The organism is Streptacidiphilus jeojiensis, assembly GCF_042510965.1.
GTDB classification, from domain to species: Bacteria; Actinomycetota; Actinomycetes; order Streptomycetales; family Streptomycetaceae; genus Streptacidiphilus; species Streptacidiphilus jeojiensis.
On sequence record NZ_JBEUKS010000013.1, the window covers coordinates 142,078 to 155,669 of the forward strand.

The 13,592-nt window shown below is 72.1% G+C and carries 8 protein-coding genes; all 8 read left to right on the forward strand.

What is annotated here, in order from left to right; translation table 11 throughout:
• Nucleotides 1-309: 309 nt before the first annotated feature.
• Nucleotides 310-1,788 (forward strand): sugar transferase, encoded by a 1,479-nt coding sequence (locus tag ABUW04_RS30905; RefSeq protein WP_380567803.1) that lies wholly within the window; start codon nucleotides 310-312, stop codon nucleotides 1,786-1,788.
• A 108-nt stretch (nucleotides 1,789-1,896) separates the two neighbouring features.
• A complete protein-coding gene (locus ABUW04_RS30910; protein ID WP_380567805.1) occupies nucleotides 1,897-3,213 on the forward strand; it encodes a nucleotide sugar dehydrogenase in 1,317 nt (438 codons plus the stop codon).
• On the forward strand, nucleotides 3,203-4,474 hold the full coding sequence (locus ABUW04_RS30915) for a glycosyltransferase family 4 protein (protein ID WP_030256007.1): 1,272 nt from the start codon (nucleotides 3,203-3,205) through the stop codon (nucleotides 4,472-4,474). Before ABUW04_RS30910 ends, ABUW04_RS30915 begins: the two co-directional genes overlap by 11 nt.
• Complete coding sequence (locus ABUW04_RS30920; protein WP_380567806.1) at nucleotides 4,471-5,838, forward strand: polysaccharide biosynthesis protein; 1,368 nt, start codon at nucleotides 4,471-4,473, stop codon at nucleotides 5,836-5,838. Before ABUW04_RS30915 ends, ABUW04_RS30920 begins: the two co-directional genes overlap by 4 nt.
• Nucleotides 5,835-7,385, forward strand: coding sequence for a Wzz/FepE/Etk N-terminal domain-containing protein (locus ABUW04_RS30925; RefSeq protein WP_380567807.1), 1,551 nt, complete (start codon nucleotides 5,835-5,837; stop codon nucleotides 7,383-7,385). Before ABUW04_RS30920 ends, ABUW04_RS30925 begins: the two co-directional genes overlap by 4 nt.
• A 2-nt stretch (nucleotides 7,386-7,387) precedes the next feature.
• Nucleotides 7,388-9,334 carry an asparagine synthase (glutamine-hydrolyzing) gene (gene asnB, locus ABUW04_RS30930; protein ID WP_030256002.1) on the forward strand — a complete coding sequence of 649 codons (1,947 nt, stop codon included), beginning with the start codon at nucleotides 7,388-7,390 and terminating at the stop codon, nucleotides 9,332-9,334.
• A gap of 37 nt (nucleotides 9,335-9,371) precedes the next feature.
• Entirely contained in the window at nucleotides 9,372-11,600 is a 2,229-nt protein-coding gene (locus ABUW04_RS30935; protein ID WP_380567809.1) for a bi-domain-containing oxidoreductase, read from the forward strand.
• The gene (locus ABUW04_RS30940) at nucleotides 11,597-13,558 is read left to right on the forward strand and encodes a heparinase II/III family protein (RefSeq protein WP_380567811.1); all 1,962 of its coding nucleotides are present in this window, start codon (nucleotides 11,597-11,599) and stop codon (nucleotides 13,556-13,558) included. Before ABUW04_RS30935 ends, ABUW04_RS30940 begins: the two co-directional genes overlap by 4 nt.
• Nucleotides 13,559-13,592 lie beyond the last annotated feature (34 nt).

The window sequence follows — 13,592 nt, forward strand, 5'->3', positions numbered from 1 at the left end:
TCTTCAGAACGGCCCTTATGCTCTAGATTGACCACGGCGGAGCCGCTTGGGGATGAGGCACCGTCAAAATCGCGCTACCGTTCCGGTCCGCGTTTGGGGGCCTTGGGTGTGGGGAACGCCCGGGGGTTTCGCGGGTCTGCACGCACGTCGAGAGCCTGGCAGGACAGGCGATTCCACTGTTGCCTGGCCGGGTTGTTCAAGCAGTGCTGAAGTAGCCGGATGTCTCTCACGAGGACGGAGGCATCCCGGTGGGGGAGGGACACAGTGTTAGGCGAACATGTCGAACTCACTGATAACCCGGGGGGGGCCGTGCAGCGGACGGAGTTCGTCAACCCGTTTCCAGCAGAGCGCCAACGGCAGGGAAACGGAGCGATCGGTCGGTATGCGATCTACTGGGAGCAGCGGTACCGCCGTGCCGTGATCGTCAGCGACATCATGGCCACCGGCTTCGTGGTGGCCGCGATCGGCGGCTGCTTCGGGGCCAGGCACGCGTCCAACTGGGGCGAGAAGTGGGGGATCCTCGCCATCGGCACCCAGATGCTGGTGCTGGGAGCGCTCGCGGTGACCCGGTCGTGGGCTCCGGCCGTGCTCGGCCAGGGCTCCGAGGAGTTCCACCGGCTGATCCGGTCGCTGTTCATGGCGGCCGTGGTGCTGGCACTCGCCGGGATAGCCGTCACCTCGCACAACATCAAGCTCTGGGTCTTCGTCGCGGTTCCGACGATCGCGGTGGTCACCATGGTGGAGCGGTACCTGCTCCGGCTGTGGCTGCACAAGCAGCGGAAGCAAGGACGCTGCCTGCGACCCGTACTCGCCGCCGGCAACCTGTCCACCGTGCACGACCTGATCACCCGGACCCGCAAGTTCCCGCACCTGGGCTGGCGGGTGGAGGCGATATGCACCGCGGACGGCCTCGGCCTCGACGGCGACCAGCTGGACGGCGTGCCGGTGGTGGGCCGACTGACCGAGGTCGCCAGCCATGTCCGCCGCGACGGCTACCGGGTCGTCGCGGTCACGGCGGACCCGCACTGGTCGCCTGACCAGCTGCAGCGGCTGGCCTGGAACCTGGAGGGCAGCGACGCCGAGATGGTCGTGGCCCCGGTGCTGATGGAGGTGGCCGGTCCGCGACTGCACGTCGACGCGGTGCTGGGGATACCGCTGCTGCGGGTCAGCATGCCGTCCTTCAGCGGGGGTCGCCGGGTGGTCAAGGAGGTCGTCGACCGGATCGGGGCGGCGGTCCTGCTGCTGCTGCTCGCGCCGCTGATGGTGGTCGTCGCGCTGTCGGTGCTGATGGACACCCGCGGCGGGGCGCTCTACCGGCAGCGCCGGGTCGGCAAGGACGGCCGCGAGTTCACCATCTGGAAGTTCCGCACCATGGTCGTCGGGGCGCACGGGGCGCGCGACGCGCTGACCGACCGCAACGAGGGCGCCGGACTGCTGTTCAAGATGCGCCGGGATCCGCGGGTGACCCGGGTCGGATCGGTGCTGCGCCGCTACTCGCTGGACGAGCTCCCGCAGCTCTTCAACGTGCTCACCGGCTCCATGTCGCTGGTCGGTCCGCGGCCGCCGCTCCCGGAGGAGTCCGCCGCGTACGGACCGGACATCCGGCGGCGACTGCTGGTCAAGCCCGGGCTCACCGGCCTGTGGCAGATCAGCGGACGCAGCGACCTGTCCTGGGAGGAAGCCGTCCGGCTGGATCTGCGGTACGTCGAGGACTGGTCACTCGCCCTGGACGCGGTGATCCTGTGGAAGACGGCGCGAGCGGTGCTCTACGGGCAAGGGGCGTACTGACCCACGGGGGTGGGGTCATCGCACGGGGGTCGCACGAGGGTCGTCACACAGGTGATCGGCGCGTGGAACGCAGGCCAATAGGGCCTGCCTTGGGGGGAGGGACTAGTCATGAGGATCAGCGTATTCGGGCTCGGCTACGTGGGCAGCGTGTCGGCCGCGTGCCTGGCCGGCCAGGGCCACGAGGTCATCGGGGTGGACGTGAGCCGGGCCAAGGTGGACCTGGTGAACGCCGGCCGGACCCCGGTGGTCGAGGAGCGGATCGGCGAACTCATCGCCCGGGTCGTGGAGTCGGGGGCGCTGCGCGCGACCGACGACGTGCGCGAGGCCATCATGGGCAGCGATGTGTCGCTGGTCTGCGTGGGCACGCCTTCGGAGCCCAACGGCAGTCTGAGCACCACCTATCTGGAGCGGGTCGCCGAGCAGATCGGCGCCGCGATCGCCGAGCGGGGCGGCTGGCACACCGTGGTGTTCCGCAGCACCATGCTCCCCGGCACCTGTCTGAACCTGCTGGTGCCGATCCTGGAGAAGTGCGTCGGCGGCACCGCCGGGGTGGACTTCGGGGTCGCGGTCAACCCGGAGTTCCTGCGCGAGGGCACCAGCGTGCGGGACTTCTTCGACCCGCCCAAGACGGTCATCGGCGAGCTCGACCCGGCCAGCGGCGACGTGGTGGCATCGCTCTACGAGGGCCTGCCCGGCGAGGTGTTCCGGGTGCCGATCCCCACGGCCGAGGCGATCAAGTACGCGGACAACGCGTTCCACGGCCTCAAGATCGGCTTCGCCAACGAGCTGGGGTCGGTGTTCCAGGCGCTCGGGGTGGACTCGCACCAGGTGATGGACGTGTTCCTGGCCGACCGCAAGCTCAACATCAGCCCCGCCTACCTGCGGCCCGGCTTCGCCTTCGGCGGCTCCTGCCTGCCCAAGGACCTGCGAGGCCTGGTCCACGCGGCCCAGCGGGCCGACGTCTCGGTGCCCATCCTGGCCCATGTGCTGTCGTCCAACGCCGAACACCTGCAGCGCGCGGTCGAGTTGGTCGAGCGCACCGGCAAGCGCCGGGTGGGCCTGTTCGGGCTGTCGTTCAAGCCGGGCACCGACGACCTCCGCGAGAGCCCGCTCGTCGAGCTGGCCGAGCGGCTCTTCGGCAAGGGCTACGACCTGCGGATCTACGACTCCAACGTGAACCTCTCCCGGTTGCTCGGAGCCAACCGCGAGTTCATCGAGACCCGGCTGCCGCACCTCGCCCAGCTGCTGACGGACTCCATCGACGAGGTGCTGGAGCACGCCGAGGTGTGCGTGGTCGGAACCAGGGACCCGGAGGTGCTGTCGGCGCTCCCCCCTGGCCGGGGCCCGATGCTCATCGACCTCATCCACCTTCCCGACGCCGCGGCGCGTCGGACCGAACCGGGGTACACAGGCCTTGCTTGGTAACACGAACAAAAGCGACGGGCCGGGACGGCGCGCGCTGATCCTGGTGGAGAACCTGTCCGTGCCGTTCGACCGGCGGGTGTGGCAGGAGTGCACCACGCTGCGCGACGCCGGCTGGCAGGTGGAGGTCATCTGCCCACGGGGGAGCAAGCGGGACACCGAACCGGAGGCCGAGATCGACGGGGTGCGGATCCACCGCTACCCGTTGCGCGCGGCCACCGGAGGGCCGCTCGGCTACCTGCGGGAGTACGGTTCGGCGCTGCTGCACACCCTGAGACTGGCCCGCAGGGTCGGCCCGGTCGACGTCGTCCACGCCTGCAACCCGCCGGACCTGCTGTTCCTGCCGGCGCTGTGGCTGAAGCGGCGCGGCGCGCGGTTCGTCTTCGACCAGCACGACCTGGTGCCCGAGCTGTACCTGTCCCGGTTCGACCGCGGCGAGGACCTGATCTACCGCGCCGTGTGCGCGATGGAGCGGCTGACCTACCGTCACGCGGACGTGGTGATCTCCACCAACGAGAGCTACCGGGACGTCGCGCTGCGCCGCGGCGGCAAGCAGCCGGCGGACGTATTCGTGGTGCGCAGCGCACCCGATGTGGACCGGTTCCGCCCGGTTCCGGCCGAGCCGGAGCTCAAGCGCGGCAAGCCCCATCTGCTGTGCTACCTGGGCGTCATGGGCCCGCAGGACGGCGTCGACTACGCCCTGCGGGCGCTGGCGAAGCTGCGCGACGAGGTCGGGCGGACCGACTGGCACGCGGTGTTCGTCGGCGCCGGCGACGCCTTCGACGCGATGGTGGAGCTCGCCGGACAGCTCGGGCTCGCGGACCAGGTCGAGTTCACCGGACGCATCCCGGACGCCGACCTGGCCCGCTACCTGTCCACCGCGGACGTCTGCCTCTCCCCCGACCCGCGCAATCCGCTCAACGACGTGTCGACCATGAACAAGGTCCTGGAGTACATGGCGATGAGCCGGCCGATCGTCTCCTTCGACCTCCGCGAGGCGCGGGTGTCCGCCGGTGACGCCGCGCTCTATGCGCCGGCCAATGACGAGGCCGAATTCGCGGTACTCATCGCACAGTTGATGGACGATCCGGAAGAGCGTGCCAGGATGGGCAAGATCGGGCAGGAGCGGATCAGCGGTCCGCTCTCCTGGCGGAACTCGCAGCGGTCGCTGCTCGACGCCTACGCCTCCGCATTCGCCCGCGGTGGCCGCACCCGGGCGTCGAAGGACGAGCAGGTGCGCACAGGGAAGAGGTCGCAGCGGTGAGCGATGACACCATTCGGCTGGCCACGGTCGGACGGATCCTCCGTCGGCGCTGGCGGCTCCTCGTCATCTTCGCCGTGCTCGGCGCTCTGGCCGGCTACGGCGTCTCGCTGCTGTTCCCGGCGCGCTACGCGACCACCACCTCGGTCGTGCTGTCGGGGACCTGGGACGACCGGGCGCTGCTGACCCAGGCGGAGATCGCCACCAGTTCGGTGGTGATCGACCGCGCCGCGGCCGCGCTCCCCTGGGCCGGCGCCGGCGACACCAAGCTGAAGGACCAGGTCGGCGCCGCGGTCACCGACGGCAACATCATCAAGATCTCGGCCAATGCCGACACCCCGGACCACGCCGCGCAGTTGGCCGACGAGATGGCCAAGCAGTACGTCGCCTTCGCCACCCAGATCACCAACACCAGTTCCGGCTCCACCACGGCGGACCAGTCGGCGGCGCTGCGGAAGCTGGTGACGCAGACCAGCAGCAAGATCACCGCCCTGTCCGAGGGGGTCAACCCGGGGCAGACGGTGGAGGGCGTCCAGGCCCGCACCGAGCTCGAACAGCTGCGCAACGACCTGGAGGAGGCCATCACCAAGCTGGACCAGGCCAATCCGGTGTCCGACCAGGGCACCCTGGTCGTGGTCGGGTCGGCGGCCGTGCCGACCAGTCAGGCACCGCCCACCAGGCCGGAACTGGTCGGCGGCGGCGCGCTGCTGTTCCTGCTGTTCGGCGTCATCGGCCACCTCACCGCCGCACGCTCGGGCCGCCGGGCGCGCACCGAGCGGGAGATCACCTCGGCCCTGGGGTCGGCGCTGGTGGGCACCGTCGACGTGCCCGTCGAAGGACGAGCGCACGGGCCGCAGGGCCACGGTCCCGGCTCCTGGATGAAGTGGCTGGTGGGCGTCGAGACCCGGTGGGACCTGCCGACGGTGCAGTCCTCGGGCGACGAGGCCAGCCGGCAGATCCGCTACCGGCGGGTCGGCGCCCGGCTCAGGGAGCAGCTGTCGGCCCCCCGGCAGCTGCTGGTCGTCGTCCCGGACGGCGACCGGACCGCCGGCCGCGCGGCCGGGCGGCTCGTCGCCGAGGCCGGCGGCGATCCCCAGCTGCGGGTGGCGCTGGTCCCGGTGGACCGGCCGGTGGTGCCGGACCGGATCAGCGAGTCCGGCGCGCTGGTCGTGCTCAGCGCGGGCAGTTGGACCGATGCGGAGCTGGCCGGCATCGCCCAGGCGTGCGAGGAGGCCAGGCACCGGATCGTCGGCTATGTCGTCGCCAGCGCGGTCCGGGCCCGTCCGTCGCGCTCCGCCGACCGTCCCCCGGACAGCGCCGCACCGGCGGTCGCGGTGGGCGCGGACCTGAGCGGAGGCTCGGCATGACGACGACCCTGCCCGAAGAGGCGTCCTCCGCCACTCCGCTGGTGGACGTGCAGGCACTGGTGGTGGCGGTGCGCAGACGCCGCCGGCTCTGGGGCACCCTGGCGCTGCTGGGGCTGATCCTCGGCGGGGCGATGGCGGTCCTGCTGCCGGCGCCGCCGACCGCGGCGACCGAGGTCCTGGTCGCGCACGCGCAGGACCAGCCGAACGACCCCGGAACGCTGATCCGCACCGACGTGGCGCTGCTGCAGACCACGGAGATGGCCGGCAAGGCACTGGCGATCCTCAAGTCCACCGAGCGCCCGCAGGACTTCCTGGCCCAGTACCAGGGCATCGGCCTGACCAACAACGTGCTGCAGATCACCGTGAAGGGCACCAGCCCCGCGGACGCCGAGGCACGGGCCAAGGCGCTGGCGGAGGCCTTCGTCGCGGACCACGTGGCCCGGCTGAACGCGGACGCCAACGCGAACGCCGCCGCCCTGGTAACCCAGGGCAACAGCTTGCGGACCGAGCTCGCCCAGGTCAACAAGTCGATCAGTGACGGATCGTCAGGAACCGACCCGGCGACCCTGGAGTCGCTGTACTCCCGCCGGGCCGCGCTCACCTCGCAGATCGACGACTTCGACCAGCGCGCCCAGGAGGCGCGCGTGGGCACGCCCCAACTCGTCTCCGGCACCCAGGTCGTGGACATTCCGCACCTGGTGAAGCACTCCGTGCCGAAGACCGTGGCCACCGACGCCGGGATCGGCTTCGTCCTCGGGCTCGCCGTCGGCATCGCACTGGCCGCGATCGGCTCGGTGGTGGCGGACCGTCCGGTGCTGCGCCGGGAGATCGCCGCCAACCTGGGCGCCTCGGTCATCGCCGAGCTGCGCGCCGCACCGCACCGGTCGGTCCGGATCTGGCAGCGCCGCAGGAGCAGGGACGCGCGCCAGCGGCTCACCAGGACCCTGGTCCGCACCGTGCTCAGCTCGACCGAACCGGTGTCGCTGCTGGAACTGGGCTGCGCGCAGAACACCGCCGAGATCGCGGTGGACCTGGCCAAGGCACTGGCGCAGGAGGAGCCGCTGGTGGTGGTCGACGGTCTGCCCGGCGGGCGGTTCCCGCGCCGCCAGGAACCGGGAGGCCCGGTGGTGGTCCGCGGCGAGTACCTCGCGACCGTGCCGCCGCAGAGCGACCGGATCGGCGTCGGCTCGGTCGCGCCCGGCACGGCCTGGACCGACCTGCAGTACCTCGGCACCCGCACCGTGCTCGTGGTCCGCGCCGGCAGCGGCAGCGCCGCCTGGTTGCACACCGTGGCCCGGCAGCTCGCGGACCTGCGCATCGCGGTGGCCGGCGTGGTGCTGATCGACCCCGATCCGGGCGACCGGACCGACGGCACCCTGTGGGACGGCGCGCAGAACGCCCTGCGCGGCGTGAACGAGTGGCAGCAGCCGTGGCCGGGTGCGAACGGCAAGCCGGGTGCGACGGGCCGGCCGAGCGGGGGCCCGTTGAAGACCAGACGGCCGGCATGGGCCGTACGGGTCCCGGACAACGACCAGGAGACGCGGTAGACATGTGCGGCATAGCAGGCGCTTACCGATGGCCGGACGGGAAGGCCGTCACCGACCGGCTCACCGACATCCTGGCCCACCGCGGTCCGGACGGCGAGGGCCGGTACAGCCACCCCGTCGGCGACGGCGAGGTGCACCTGGGGCACCGTCGGCTGGCCATCATCGACCTGTCCGAGACCGGCGCCCAGCCGATGGTCTCGGACGGCCTCTCGCTCTCCTACAACGGCGAGCTGTACAACGCGCCCGAGCTGCGCACCGAGCTGGCCGCCGCCGGGGTGCGCTTCCGCGGCACCTCCGACACCGAGGTACTGCTGGAGGCCTGGCGCCGCTGGGGCACCGACTGCCTGCCCCGGCTGCGCGGCATGTTCGCCTTCGCGGTCTTCGACGAGCGCACCGGCGAGCTGGTGCTCGCCCGGGACCAGCTCGGCATCAAGCCGCTGTTCCTGCTCCGGCGCGGTGGCGGCCTGGTGTTCGCCTCCGAGCTCAAGGCGCTGGCCGCCGTCAGCGGCGGGTCGCTGGAGGTGGACCAGGCGGCGCTGGTGGCCTCACTGCTCTACTACTGGGTGCCGGACTCCCGCTGCGCGTTCCGCGAGGCGGAGAAGCTGCCGCCGGGGAGCTGGCTGCGCTGCCGTCCCGACGGCAGCGTGCAGCGCGGCCGGTTCTGGAACCTGAAGGAGGTCGCCGCCGAGGGGCAGCAGCGGGCCCTGAGCGGCGAGCTGCCGGACCTGGCCGCGGTGATCGAGGACTCGACCAGGCGTCACCTGCTGTCCGACGTCCCGGTGGCGACCTTCCTCTCCGGCGGTCTCGACTCCAGCTACCTGACCGCGCTGGCGGCCCGTCACCAGGCCGGGATCTCCGCCTACACGATCGGTTTCCGCGCCGAGGACGCCAGGTTCGAGGCGATGCCGGACGACCTGCGCTACGCCCGGCAGGTGGCCGCACAGTTCGGCGTGGACCTGCACGAGATCGAGATCGCCCCGCAGGTCCTGGACCTGCTGCCGAAGATGACGTACCACCTGGACGAGCCGATCGGCGACCCCGCCGCCATCAACACCTTCCTGATCTGCTCGGCCGCCCGGGAGGCCGGGGTCAAGGTGATGCTCTCCGGGATGGGCGCCGACGAGCTGTTCGCCGGCTACCGCAAGCACCTGGCCAACCGGCTCGCGGTGCGCTACCAGCGCGTCCCGGGGCCGCTGCGGCGCGGGGTCTCCGCGACCGTGGGCCGGCTGCCGGTCGCCACGGCCAACCGCGGCTACCGGTCGGTGCGCTTCGCCAAGCGCTTCCTCTCCTTCGCCGACCTGCCGGAGGAGACCGCGTTCCGGCGCAGCTACACCATGTACGACCAGGACGAGTTGCTCGCCCTGGTCAATCCGGACCTGGCCGGGACCGTCGACGACGTGCTGACCGAGCACGCCGACGTCTACCAGGACAACGAGCTGGACGACGCCGTCAACCGGATGTGCCTGGCCGACTCCCGGATGTTCCTGCCGGGCCTCAACCTCGCCTACACGGACCGGTCCAGCATGGCCGCCTCCACCGAGGTGCGGGTGCCCTACGTGGACGTGGAGGTGGTCAGGGCCGCCTTCAGCATCCCCGGCAACCGCAAGATCGTCGGGCGGCAGGGCAAGGCCGTGCTCAAGGAGGCGGCGACCTCGATCCTGCCACGGGAGATCGTCTACCGGCCCAAGGGTCTGTTCAGCGCCCCGCTGCGGGCCTGGATGAGCCGGGACCTGGCACCGCTGGTGCGCGAGGTGATCAACGACGGCGAGCTGGTCCGCGCCGGGATCCTGCGCCGGGAGGCGCTGGCGCGGATGGTCGCCGAGGACGCCGCCGGGCAGCAGGACTACTCCAAGCACCTGTGGCACGTGCTGACCCTCGAGTACTGGTACCGCGGCGCGATCTCCGGATCGTCCGACCACCACCCGGATCCGACCACCACCCGCACGTGACCGCGTAGGAAACGGCGCAGAAGACCTAGGAGTTCACGTGAAGCAGGTTGTGCAGAACTACAAGAGCGGTGAGCTGGCGCTGCTCGACGTGCCGGTACCGGGGTGCAAGCCAGGCGGTGTGCTGGTCCGGAGCCTCTACTCGCTGATATCCACCGGCACCGAGATGATGAAGGTCTCCGAGGCCGGCATGTCGATGGTGGGCAAGGCCCGCTCGCGTCCCGACCAGGTCGCCAAGGTCATGCAGAGCGTGGCCACCAACGGGCTGGGCGCCACCTACCGCAAGGTGATCAACAAGCTGGACTCCTACACCCCGCTGGGCTACTCGCTGTGCGGGGTGGTCGAGCAGGTCGGCGTCGGCATCGACGACGTGGCCGTCGGCGACCTGGTGGCCTGCGCCGGCAATGAGTTCGCGCTGCACGCCGAACTGAACTGGGTGCCGAAGAACCTCTACGCCCGGGTGCCGGACGGCCTCGCGCCGCGGCACGCCGCCTTCGGCACCGTCGGGTCGATCGCGATGCAGGGGGTCCGTCAGGGCGAGCCGCAGCTCGGCGAGGTGGCGCTGGTCATCGGCCTGGGGCTGATCGGGCAGCTGGTGGTGCAGTTGCTGGCCGCTTCGGGCGTCCGCGTGGTCGGGGTGGACCCGGACCCGACCCGCTGCGAGCTCGCCGAGCGGCTGGGCGCGGCGGCCTGCGGCGATCCCGCCTCCGCCGCCGTGGCGACCGCGGTCGCCGAGCTCACCGACGGCCACGGCGTGGACCAGGTGTACCTGGCGGCGGGCGGCGGCAGCAACCAGCCGGTCGAGCTGGCCGCCCAGCTGAGCCGGGACCGCGGCCGGATCGTCGACATCGGCAAGTGCCGCCTGGACCTGCCCTGGAACGCCTACTACGAGAAGGAGTTGGACGTCCGGTTCTCCCGCTCGTACGGCCCCGGCCGCTACGACCCCGGGTACGAGCTCGACGGCCGGGACTACCCGATCGGCTATGTGCGCTGGACCGAGCGCCGCAACCTGGCCTGCTTCCTCGACCTGCTGGCCCGGGGCAGCGTCGACGTGGAGCCGCTGGTCTCCAAGGTCGCCGACTTCGACGACGCCGTCGAGACCTACCAGCTGCTGAAGGACGGCGGCCTGAAGGCCGTGGCGGTGCTGTTCCAGTATCTCGATGCCGCAGCCCCCGAGGCGGCAGTCCCCGAAGCTGAGGAGGTGGCCGCGCCCGTGGTCGGTCTGCCGGCGGTGGCCGCCGCGCGCCCCGCACCGGCCCGGCCGGCCAAGGCGACGGTGCGGCTGTCGTTCATCGGCGCCGGGAACTACGCGACGTCGATGCTGCTGCCGCACCTGGCCCGGCGCGAGGGCGTCGAGCTGGCCACCGTGGTCACCACGACGGCGCTGTCCGCCGCCAACGCGCAGCGCAAGTTCGGCTTCGCCGAGGCGACCACCGACCTCGACGCGGTGCTGGACGACGCGTCCGTCGACGCGGTGTTCGTGGCCACCCGGCACAGCTCGCACGCCGCACTGACCGAACGGGCGCTGCGGGCCGGGAAGACCGTCTTCGTGGAGAAGCCGCTGGCGCTCTCCGGGGACGAGCTGGCCGGCGTGCTCAAGGCGGTCGAGGAGTCCGGCAACGACCGGCTGCAGGTGGGCTTCAACCGCCGGTTCGCGCCGCTGCTGCAGGAGGCCAAGGGCCGGTTCGGCGCCCCGACCGGTCCGGCCAGCCTGCGCTACCTGGTCAACGCGGGCCGGCTGGAGCACGGCAGCTGGTACCTGCGGCAGGACACCGAGGGCACCCGCTTCGAGGGCGAGGGCGGGCACTTCATCGACACGGCCAGCTGGCTGCTGGGGGCCGACCCGGTCTCGGTGTACGCGCTCACCACGCCCGGCAACGAGGACCTCCAGGTGGTGCTGCGCTACCCGGGCGGGTCCACCGCGACCATCAGCTATGTCTCCAACGGCGCACCCGGCTTCCCCAAGGAGACGCTGGACCTGATCGCGGACGGGCAGGTGCTGCGGCTCGACGACTTCGTCCGCGCCTCGGTGTACGGCCGCAAGCGGTGGGTCAGCTCGCGGCTGCCCAAGGCCAAGGACAAGGGCCAGCGCGCCGAGCTGGACGCGTTCCTGACGGCCGTGCGGACCGGGGGGCCGATGCCGGTGCCGCTGGAGTCGCTGGTCGCCACCACCGCTGCCACCTTCGCCGTGCAGGCCAGCCTGGCCGCCGGCGCCCCGGTGACGTTGCAGACGTCGGAGCCCTCGGAGTCGTCGGAGCGGACGCGATGAGCGGGGCCACGTCCGCAGGCTGGTACCTCCGCCGGCTGTCCCGGATGGGGCCGCAGGAGGTCGGCGGCCGGGTGGCCGACACGGTGCGCCGCCGGCGCTGGCGGTCCGGGCTGCCCGACGCCCCGGGCGTGGCCGGCGCCCGGTTCACCGCGGTGCTGCCCGCCGGCACCCTCGCCGCCGTGCCGCCGGACGCCGCCAAACGCCTGGTCGCCGAGGCGGACCGACTGATGGACGGTCATGCCGAGTACTTCGGGGTGGTCCGCGACGACCTGGTCGCCCCGGACTGGTGGTTCGACCCGAAGACCGGGCGCCGCGCCCCCTCGGGCTACGCCTTCGACGTGCCCTACCGCGACGAGGAGGCGGTCGGGGACATCAAGCAGATCTGGGAGCTGTCCCGGCACCACCACCTGACCGTGCTCGCCGCCGCCTACGCGGTCACCGGCGAGGACCGCTACGCCGAGCGGGTGGCCGAGCACCTGCGGTCCTGGTGGGACGTCAACCCGCCGCTCCGCGGGGTGCACTGGACCAGCGGCATCGAGCTGGGCGTCCGGCTGCTGTCCTGGGTCTGGGTCCGCCGCCTGCTCGAAGGATGGGCGGGCGCGTCCGCGCTGTTCGAGTCCAACCCGGTGGCGCTGCAGCAGATCTGGCACCACCAGCGCTGGCTGGCCGCCTTCCCCAGCCGGGGCTCCTCGGCCAACAACCACGTCATCGCCGAGGCCGCCGGTCAGTTCGCCGGGGCCTGCGCGTTCGGCTGGTTCTCGGAATCGGAGCGCTGGCGGGACGACGCGCTGCGGTCGCTGGAGCGGCACCTGCGCAGCAACACCTTCGACTCGGGGATCAACCGCGAACTGGCCAGCGAGTACCACGGACTGGTGCTGGAGCTCGGCCTGGCCGCGCTGGCCGAGGCGGACGCCGCCGAGGTGCCGGTCCCGGCGTCGGTCCGGCTGGTGCTGCTGCGGATGACCGACGCGCTGGCGGCCGTCGTGGACAACCGGCTGCGCCCGCCGCGCCAGGGCGACGCCGACGACGGCTACGGCCTGGTGGTGGACGGCGCAGGGACGGACCGCTGGTCCTCGCTGCTGGCCACCGGGGACGCCGTGTTCGGCCGACTCGACTGGTGGCCCGCGGTGACCGGCACCGATGTGCGCACCCCGCTGCTGGCCGCGCTGGTCCGGCGCACCGAATCGGCGGCGGTCCGCCCGACCCGGCGGCCGGACCACTTCGCCGACGCGGGCCTGACCGTGCTGCGCGGTCCGGAGGAGATCTGGTGCCGCTGCGACGGCGGTCCGCACGGCTTCCTGTCCATCGCCGCGCACGCCCACGCCGACGCGCTGTCGGTGGAGGTCCGGCACGACGGGGTGGACGTGCTGGCCGACCCGGGGACCTACTGCTACCACGGGCAGCCCGAGTGGCGGCAGTACTTCCGGTCGACGCTGGGCCACAACACCCTGCAGCTGGACGGCGCCGACCAGTCCGGCTCCGGCGGCCCGTTCCTGTGGACCCGGCACGCCCGCAGCCGGGTGCTGACCGCCGGCGCGGCTGACGGTACGGCCGACGCAGGGGTCACCCGCTGGAGTGCCGAGCACGACGGCTACCGGGGCTCCGTGCACCGCCGCCGGGTCGAACTGACCGCCGCCGACCGGCAACTGCTGATCGTCGACGAGGTGCAGGGCCCGCGCCGGGCCGCGAAGCTGGCGTTCCACCTCGGTCCGGCTGTCGCCGCGGAACTGGTGGGGAGCCAGGCCGTGCTCAGCTGGACCGTCGACGGCGAGGACCGCTCCGCGGTGCTCGACCTGCCCGGGCAGCTCGACTGGCAGGCGCACCGCGGTGAGACCGACCCACCGCTGGGCTGGTACTCCCCCGGCTTCGGGCGCAGACAGCCCGCCACGGTGCTGGTCGGCACCGGTGACGTGGACGAAGGGGAGGGGTTCACCACGGTGCTCACGTTCACCTGTTAGGCCGGTAGTTCGCACACAGCTAGGGAGTGGGCAC

Bases quoted from the DNA above. Each gene is read 5' to 3' on its own strand.
- ABUW04_RS30910 (WP_380567805.1), top strand. From the start codon at position 1,897: ATGAGGATCAGCGTATTCGGGCTCGGCTACGTGGGCAGCGTGTCGGCC.
- ABUW04_RS30925 (WP_380567807.1), top strand. From the start codon at position 5,835: ATGACGACGACCCTGCCCGAAGAGGCGTCCTCCGCCACTCCGCTGGTG.
- asnB (WP_030256002.1), top strand. From the start codon at position 7,388: ATGTGCGGCATAGCAGGCGCTTACCGATGGCCGGACGGGAAGGCCGTC.
- ABUW04_RS30940 (WP_380567811.1), top strand. From the start codon at position 11,597: ATGAGCGGGGCCACGTCCGCAGGCTGGTACCTCCGCCGGCTGTCCCGG.